Source organism: Acidovorax sp., from assembly GCF_034519795.1.
In the GTDB taxonomy this organism is placed as follows: Bacteria; Pseudomonadota; Gammaproteobacteria; order Burkholderiales; family Burkholderiaceae_C; genus Acidovorax.
The window spans coordinates 709,975-716,289 of sequence record NZ_JAXHOB010000014.1 but is presented as its reverse complement, the minus strand read 5'-3'; the positions used below and the strand labels follow the sequence as shown (position 1 = coordinate 716,289).

3 protein-coding genes and 3 pseudogenes are annotated in these 6,315 nt (G+C 64.8%); 3 read left to right on the top strand and 3 right to left on the bottom strand.

All coding sequences use genetic code 11. The features are described from left to right. The 3 genes and pseudogenes from hsdR to U5N23_RS20155 all read right to left on the bottom strand — a co-directional run. Positions 1 to 1,906: pseudogene (gene hsdR / locus U5N23_RS20165) on the bottom strand (EcoAI/FtnUII family type I restriction enzme subunit R); the annotation flags it as partial. Between the two features lie 436 nt (positions 1,907 to 2,342). Beyond that, positions 2,343 to 2,840 (bottom strand): hypothetical protein, encoded by a 498-nt coding sequence (locus tag U5N23_RS20160; protein WP_322594506.1) that lies wholly within the window; start codon positions 2,838 to 2,840, stop codon positions 2,343 to 2,345. A gap of 242 nt (positions 2,841 to 3,082) precedes the next feature. Then, positions 3,083 to 3,388, bottom strand: a complete 306-nt coding sequence (locus tag U5N23_RS20155; RefSeq protein WP_322594505.1) for an acylphosphatase — start codon at positions 3,386 to 3,388, stop codon at positions 3,083 to 3,085. Between the two features lie 67 nt (positions 3,389 to 3,455). Here U5N23_RS20155 and U5N23_RS20150 point away from each other — a divergent pair. The 3 genes and pseudogenes from U5N23_RS20150 to U5N23_RS20140 form a co-directional block, all read left to right on the top strand. Continuing rightward, a pseudogene (locus tag U5N23_RS20150) lies at positions 3,456 to 3,680 on the top strand (ATP-binding protein); the annotation flags it as partial. A 200-nt stretch (positions 3,681 to 3,880) separates the two neighbouring features. Beyond that, positions 3,881 to 4,340 (top strand): annotated as a pseudogene (locus U5N23_RS20145) (OsmC family protein). A gap of 430 nt (positions 4,341 to 4,770) precedes the next feature. Next, complete coding sequence (locus U5N23_RS20140; protein WP_322594504.1) at positions 4,771 to 6,162, top strand: homoserine dehydrogenase; 1,392 nt, start codon at positions 4,771 to 4,773, stop codon at positions 6,160 to 6,162. The last annotated feature ends 153 nt before the right edge of the window (positions 6,163 to 6,315 follow it).

Sequence of the window (6,315 nt, the reverse complement as noted above, 5' to 3'; positions counted from 1 at the left end):
TCCCCGCCGGGGCTCCGCAGTGGTGAGGGGCCAGGCGTTGGGGTGGCCTCGACAGGCTCAGGCTGAACGGATGGAGGAAGATCGACGGGAGGTGGCGGGGCCAGGGGCTCGCCTGGCTTCGGCTCGTACACCTGCACGGGTTCTCCATCAAAGGTTTCGTCGGCAAAGAGTTCGGTGGCTCGCTTGAAGTCGAGGATGGTGAACCAGCTTTTGTCGTAGTTTTCGTTGATGCGGGTGCCCCGGCCAATGATCTGCTTGAACAGCGTCATGGACTTGATGGTCTGGTCCAGCACGATGAGCTTGCAGGTTTGCGCGTCCACGCCGGTGCTCATGAGGCGGGAGGTAGTGGCGATGACGGGGTAGGTCTTCTCGGGGTCGATGAAGTTGTCCAGCTCGCGCTTGCCTTCGGCGTTGTCGCCGGTGATCTGCACCACGTATTTGGGCTGGGTGGCGCAGATGTCTGCGTTGGCGTTGCTGAGCGCCTGGCGCATGCGGGTGGCGTGCTCGATGTCTTCGCAAAACACGATGGTCTTGGCGTAGCGGTCGGTGGCCTTCAAATACTCGGTGATCCTGCCAGCCACCACGGCATCGCGCTGCTCCATGACGAGCTTGCGGTTCATGTCGGCGCCGGTGTAGACGCGGTCTTCGATGAGGTGGCCAAACTTGTCGCGCATGCCCTCGGTGGGGCGCCAGCCGAAGGTGTCGCGGTCCAGGTCCACCCGCACGACCTTGTAGGGCGCGAGGTAGCCGTCTTCAATGCCTTGCCGCAGGCTGTAGGTGTAGAGCGGCTCGCCAAAATAGTCGGTGTTGGAGACGTCTTCGGTCTCCTTGGGCGTGGCCGTGAGGCCAATCTGCGCGGCGCTGGCAAAGTAGGTGAGGATTTCGCGCCAGGCTGAGTCGTCCGCCGCGCTGCCCCGGTGGCATTCGTCCACCACGATGAGGTCGAAGAAGTCGGGGCTGAACTGCTTGTAGATGTTGCGTTCGTCCTCGGTGCCCGTCACAGCCTGGTAGAGCGAGAGGTAGATCTCGTAGCTCTTGTCTTACCACCGCCAGTGTGGCTTTGTTTACGGCCAGGTCCACGTCTTCGACCGTAACGCGGCCCTGCGCATCAACGCGCTCTACCCCTTTGGCGTTGGGGCTGAGCTTGGCCATGGCGCCCTTGAAGGGGCGAAAGTCGTTGACCATGGTCTGGTCGATGAGGATGTTGCGGTCGGCCAGGAACAGGATGCGTTTTTGACCGCCAGGTTTGTCTGCACGCCAGGGCGACTTCCACAGCCGGTGGATGATCTGAAACGCAGTGTAGGTTTTGCCCGTGCCGGTGGCCATGACGAGCAACACGCGGTTTTGGCCTGCGGCGATGGCCTCGACCAGGCGGTTGATGGCGTTGAGCTGGTAGTAGCGCGGGGTTTTGCTGGGGGAGTAATCGGTGGCGGCGATTTGCTGGACCTTGCGGCGCCCAGCCCGCGCAGGCGCAGTATTTGGCCCACAGCTCGGCGGGGGATGGAAACTCGTCGAGGGTGAGGTTGCGCTCCAGCACGCCATCGGCCAGCGTGGCGTCGCGGAACACAAAGCCGTCGCCATTGCTGGCAAAACAAAAGGGGACGTCCAGCAGTTGCGCGTATTGAATGGCCTGGGCCATGCCTGCGCCCACGGCGTGTTTTGCGTCTTTGGCCTCGACCACGGCCAGTGGCACATTGGGCTTGTGGAACAGCACGTAGTCGGCCCGCAGGATGGACGCCTTGTCGCGGTGGGCCGCCTGGCCGCGCACCACCACGCGGCCGGGGCGCAGGGTGTATTCGCGCAGAATGTGTTGCTGGATGGTCCAGCCCGCACGCAGCAGCGCGGGCGTGATGAACTGGTCGCAAATATCGGTTTCGCTGAGGTGGCGGTTGTGCTGAACGCTCACTAATCAAACCTCTCTGGCTTCGCCGCCCCTGCGTGATTGCAGGGTGGAGCCAGAGTATTACCCAAGTGTTACAGAACACAGCCTCGCGTCCTGCGGATCGCAGGCGGCAAAAACAATCGTGCATCAGCTTTTACCGCAACCTGCGCGCGGTGCAGCCTTTGAGCCGTGGCGGTATCGCCGCCGTTGCAGGGAAGCCGTGGAACTTGGCCACGGTGCGGGGGCCAATGTTCGGTGAATCCGTTGAATTGGGTCTGCATCCGTCAAGCGCAAGTCGCGCTGCAAAGGGAACGGCCGCAGGCGGATGTAGCGGTGGCCTGTGGCTTCGCGGACCAACGCCGCTTGACGCGGCGCTTCATGAGGCAAGTTGGGAAAGTGCCGGGGCTGCGGTTGGCGAACATGCGGCTCGATTGATCCAAGCGCTCGCCATCCACCGTATTCACTCCTGCTTCGTCTGCTTCCAGATCCGGTCTGCACGCTCCCAGGCGGCCTTCGCGGCGGGTTCTGCGTCCATCCAGTTCAGGCGACTGCTTTGGCGGTGGTCTGCGTCCCAACGTTGCTGCAGACTGGTTCGTGCTTCGTTCCAGTCGCCGCGTCCGTCAATCACGCTTTGGTATCCGGCGCGGTAGGCGGGGGCGTAGTCGTCGTAGGTGTAGGCGTCAGAGTAGTAGGGCTCTCTGGCACAGCGCATCGCGCCAGTGGGCACTGGCGGCGGGGCTGACGGCTTCGGCCGCACTCGTTGCCTGCCAAGCCGCCAATCACGGCGCCCACGACGGCACCCACTGCTTGCGCCCACGGGGCCGCCGAGGTTGCCTGCCGCTGCCCCTGTGACGGCGCCACCGCCAGCACCAATGCCGGTGCCGATGGGGTGTGCGCCCGGCTCGTTGGTGATGGGGTCGAGGTTGCGGTCGGTGTTGGTATGGTTCAGATCGGTCATGGCATGTCTCCTGGGGGTAGGTGGTGATGTGCTGAATGCAGAGTCACCATGGTCCCCACGGCATGTGGACGCCCTTGTAGGCAATCGGCGTGTTCGGGCGACAGGTTTTATTTGCGTCGTCGCTTGCGATGCAGTGGGGTGCGCGGTGGGTGCGGTGGTGCGCACGCCATGCCGTTGCTACGGTGATCTACCCGTGGATTGCAGAACAAGACCCGGGATTGGCGGCTGGGCCGTTTGGGGCATCACACCGTATCGCGCTGTGCAAAACCCTGCGGTGGGTCGCCGCCGTCGGGCACGTTGCCCACCACCACCGCGTCCACCCGCGCAGCGGCGGGCCCTTGGTGTGCCCAGTCGATCAGTGCCTGCACGGCGTCGGGCGAGCCCCAGGCGCAGGCCTCGACACGGCCATCGCTGCGGTTGCGCACCCAGCCCGTCACGCCCAGGCGCTCGGCGGCCTGCACCATGGACCAGCGGTAGCCCACGCCCTGCACATGGCCGCGGATGAAGAGGTGTTGGGTGACGACGGTGGAGGTGGTGTTGTTGGGCATATGGGCTGTGACCGTAACGGGGGCCATCAGGCTACCACGGCGGCCCGCCCGCACTATGCTGCCCACCATGACCGCACCCCGCAAGGCCTTGCCTGCCATTGACCTGCAGCGCTGCACGGGCTGCGGCTGGTGCGTGGCGGTGTGCCCGCCGCATGTGCTGTCGCTGCAGGTGCTGGGCCCGCACACCTGGGGGCCCAAGCGGTCTGCGCTGCACGATGCGCCCGGCTGCACCGGGTGCGCGCTGTGTGCGGTGCGCTGCCCGTTCGATGCGATTGCCATGGTGCGGGTGGCGGGCCCAGCGCCAGCGGTATCGGCGCCCCCCACTTCATGCGACAGAGGGACTGAGCAATCGGTCGGCGGGACGGGCCCATGCGGTTTTGTCCCACAACCTGCATTGCGTGGAAGATGGTGAGATGGAAGCGCTTCGCAGCGGCGCTATTCACTCGTGCGTGCGTGCGGCTTTGCCAAGCCCACTGCCACTGCATTCAACCCATTCACCTCAAGGAGAACCTATGTGCTGAAAAAAACGCCAGTGTTCATTGGGAAGGTGCCGGCAAGTCCGGCCAGGGCCAGATCAGCACCGAGACCGGTGCGCTGGACAAATACCCGTACGGCTTTGCCAGCCGTTTTGGTGACGACCGCAAGGGCACCAACCCCGAAGAGATTGTGGGCGCAGCGCATGCGGCCTGCTTCACCATGGCGTTTGCGTTTGCAGCTGAAAAGGCGGGCGTCGTCCACCGAGGTCATCGACACCACGGCGGCCGTGCGCCTGACGAAAGAGGGCGATGGTTTTGTCATCGACCGCATTGCGCTGACGCTCACGGCCAAGGTGCCGGGCATGGACGATGCAGCGTTTCAAAAACTGGCGGCAGATGCCAAGGCGAACTGCCCACTGTCCAAGGCGCTGGCGGCTGTGCCAGAAATCACGTTGACGGCCACGCTGGTCAGTTAACGCGTTGGCTTAGAGATATTTAAGCAAAATCAGGCTCTAGCGCTTACCCCATAAGCGTTAGCAGCTATAAAAATGATAGTTTTAGCTACAGACAACGGGAAGCGCCGTAGCGTGCACCACCCACGCCGGGGCTTGACGACCCCGCCGTGCCCTGCGCTACACTGCGCCCCTCATGTCGTTCACCCACATCGCCTTCACCGCACCTGCTGCAGCCCCCATGGGTCTGTGCATGATGCTGCCCGCATTCTCGCGGGCGATGGGTGCACGAATGATTACCACCATTACCCCCGCGGCCACCTGAGCACGCGCAGGTGGCCGTTTCGGCAGCCACCTGGTGATCGCTCTCTCTTCTCTCCCAAGACGAATTGACTGAAACCCAGCTCTGGCAGCTGGGTTTTTTTGTTTGTTCGTTCGTTAGCCGGAGAAGTCCATGGTCCGTGATCCCGTCCCGTCCCTCGAAACCCCTTTGTTGCCACCGCACGCTGCGGCCATGCGCCCCTTGCGCGTGGGCATGATCGGCATTGGCACCGTGGGCGCAGGCACCTTCCGCGTACTGGCGCGCAACCAGGCGCTGATTGCGGGCCGCGCGGGGCGGGGCATCAAGATGGTGGTGGTCTGCGCCCGCAGCCTGGCCCGCGCCATGAGCGTGGTGGGCAAGGATGTGGCCCTGACCAACGACCCCATGCAGGTCGCCACGCACCCCGATGTGGATGTGCTGGTGGAGGCTGCAGGCGGCACCGGCCCTGCGCGCGACTGGGTGCTGGCCGCCATTCGCGCGGGCAAGCATGTGGTCACGGCCAACAAGGCGCTGCTGGCCGCGCACGGCAACGAGATCTTTGCCGCCGCCCGCCAGCACGGCGTGGCCGTGGCGTATGAAGGCGCGGTGGCCGTGAGCATCCCCATCGTGAAGGCGCTGCGCGAGGGCCTCACGGCCAACCGCATCGAATGGGTGGCGGGCATCATCAACGGCACCACCAACTTCATCCTGAGCAAGATGCGCGATGAGGGTGTTGGCTTTGCCGAAGCGCTGGCGCAGGCCCAGGCGCTGGGCTACGCCGAGGCCGACCCGACCTTTGACATCGAGGGCATCGACGCCGCGCACAAGATCACGCTGCTGGCGGCCAATGCGTTTGGCATGCCGGTGCGGTTTGCCGATGCGCAGGTGGAGGGCATCACTGCGCTGCAGGGGCTGGACGTGGCCTGCGCCGAGCAACTGGGCTTTCGCATCAAGCTGCTGGGCGTGGCCAAGCGGCGCAAAGAGAGCGGTGTGGACGGCGTGGAGCTGCGCGTGCAACCTGCGCTGGTGCCTGCCGCGCATTTGCTGGCGCAGGTGAACGGCTCGATGAACGCGGTGATGGTCAAGGGCGACGCGGCGGGCGTGACGATGTTCTACGGCGCGGGGGCGGGGTCGGAGCAAACTGCATCGGCCGTGATTGCCGACCTGGTGGATGTGGCGCGGCTGGATGGCACCAGTGCACAGCAGCGCGTGCCGCACCTGGGGTTTCACCCCCAGGCCATGGACGAGCAACTGGCCGTGCTGCCGCGCGCAGCCGTGCACACCCGCCACTACCTGCGCGTACCCGTACACAGCGCGCAGCAGATCGAGGCCGTGGGCGCGTGGCTGGCGGCGCAGCAGGTGCCGGTGCTGCAGGTGGCACTGGCCAACGACAAATCCCTGCCGCCGGGCAGCGGTGTGCAAGTGCTGGTGCTGACGGACGCGGTGGCGCAGTCGACCGTGGACCTGGCCGTGCATGCGCTGGCTGCGCACCCTGCAGTGGCAGGGCCGGTGGTGGCGCTGCGGGTGGAGGTGTTGGAGGGGTGAGGCTGGAGGGGTGATGCTGTCGGTCAACGCAACGACCGTTCACGCTGAACCTGCCGAAGCGCGGCACACGACTTCGACAAGCTCAACCCGAACAGGTCTGGGTGATTTGATCCAGGGGCAAGAATAGTGGTCAAAACAGGCTCTAGCGCTTAT

Excerpts from the sequence above, each read along its gene's own strand:
- U5N23_RS20155 (WP_322594505.1), bottom strand. The coding sequence starts at position 3,388 with ATGCCCAACAACACCACCTCCACCGTCGTCACCCAACACCTCTTCATC.
- U5N23_RS20140 (WP_322594504.1), top strand. The coding sequence starts at position 4,771 with ATGGTCCGTGATCCCGTCCCGTCCCTCGAAACCCCTTTGTTGCCACCG.
- U5N23_RS20160 (WP_322594506.1), bottom strand. The coding sequence starts at position 2,840 with ATGACCGATCTGAACCATACCAACACCGACCGCAACCTCGACCCCATC.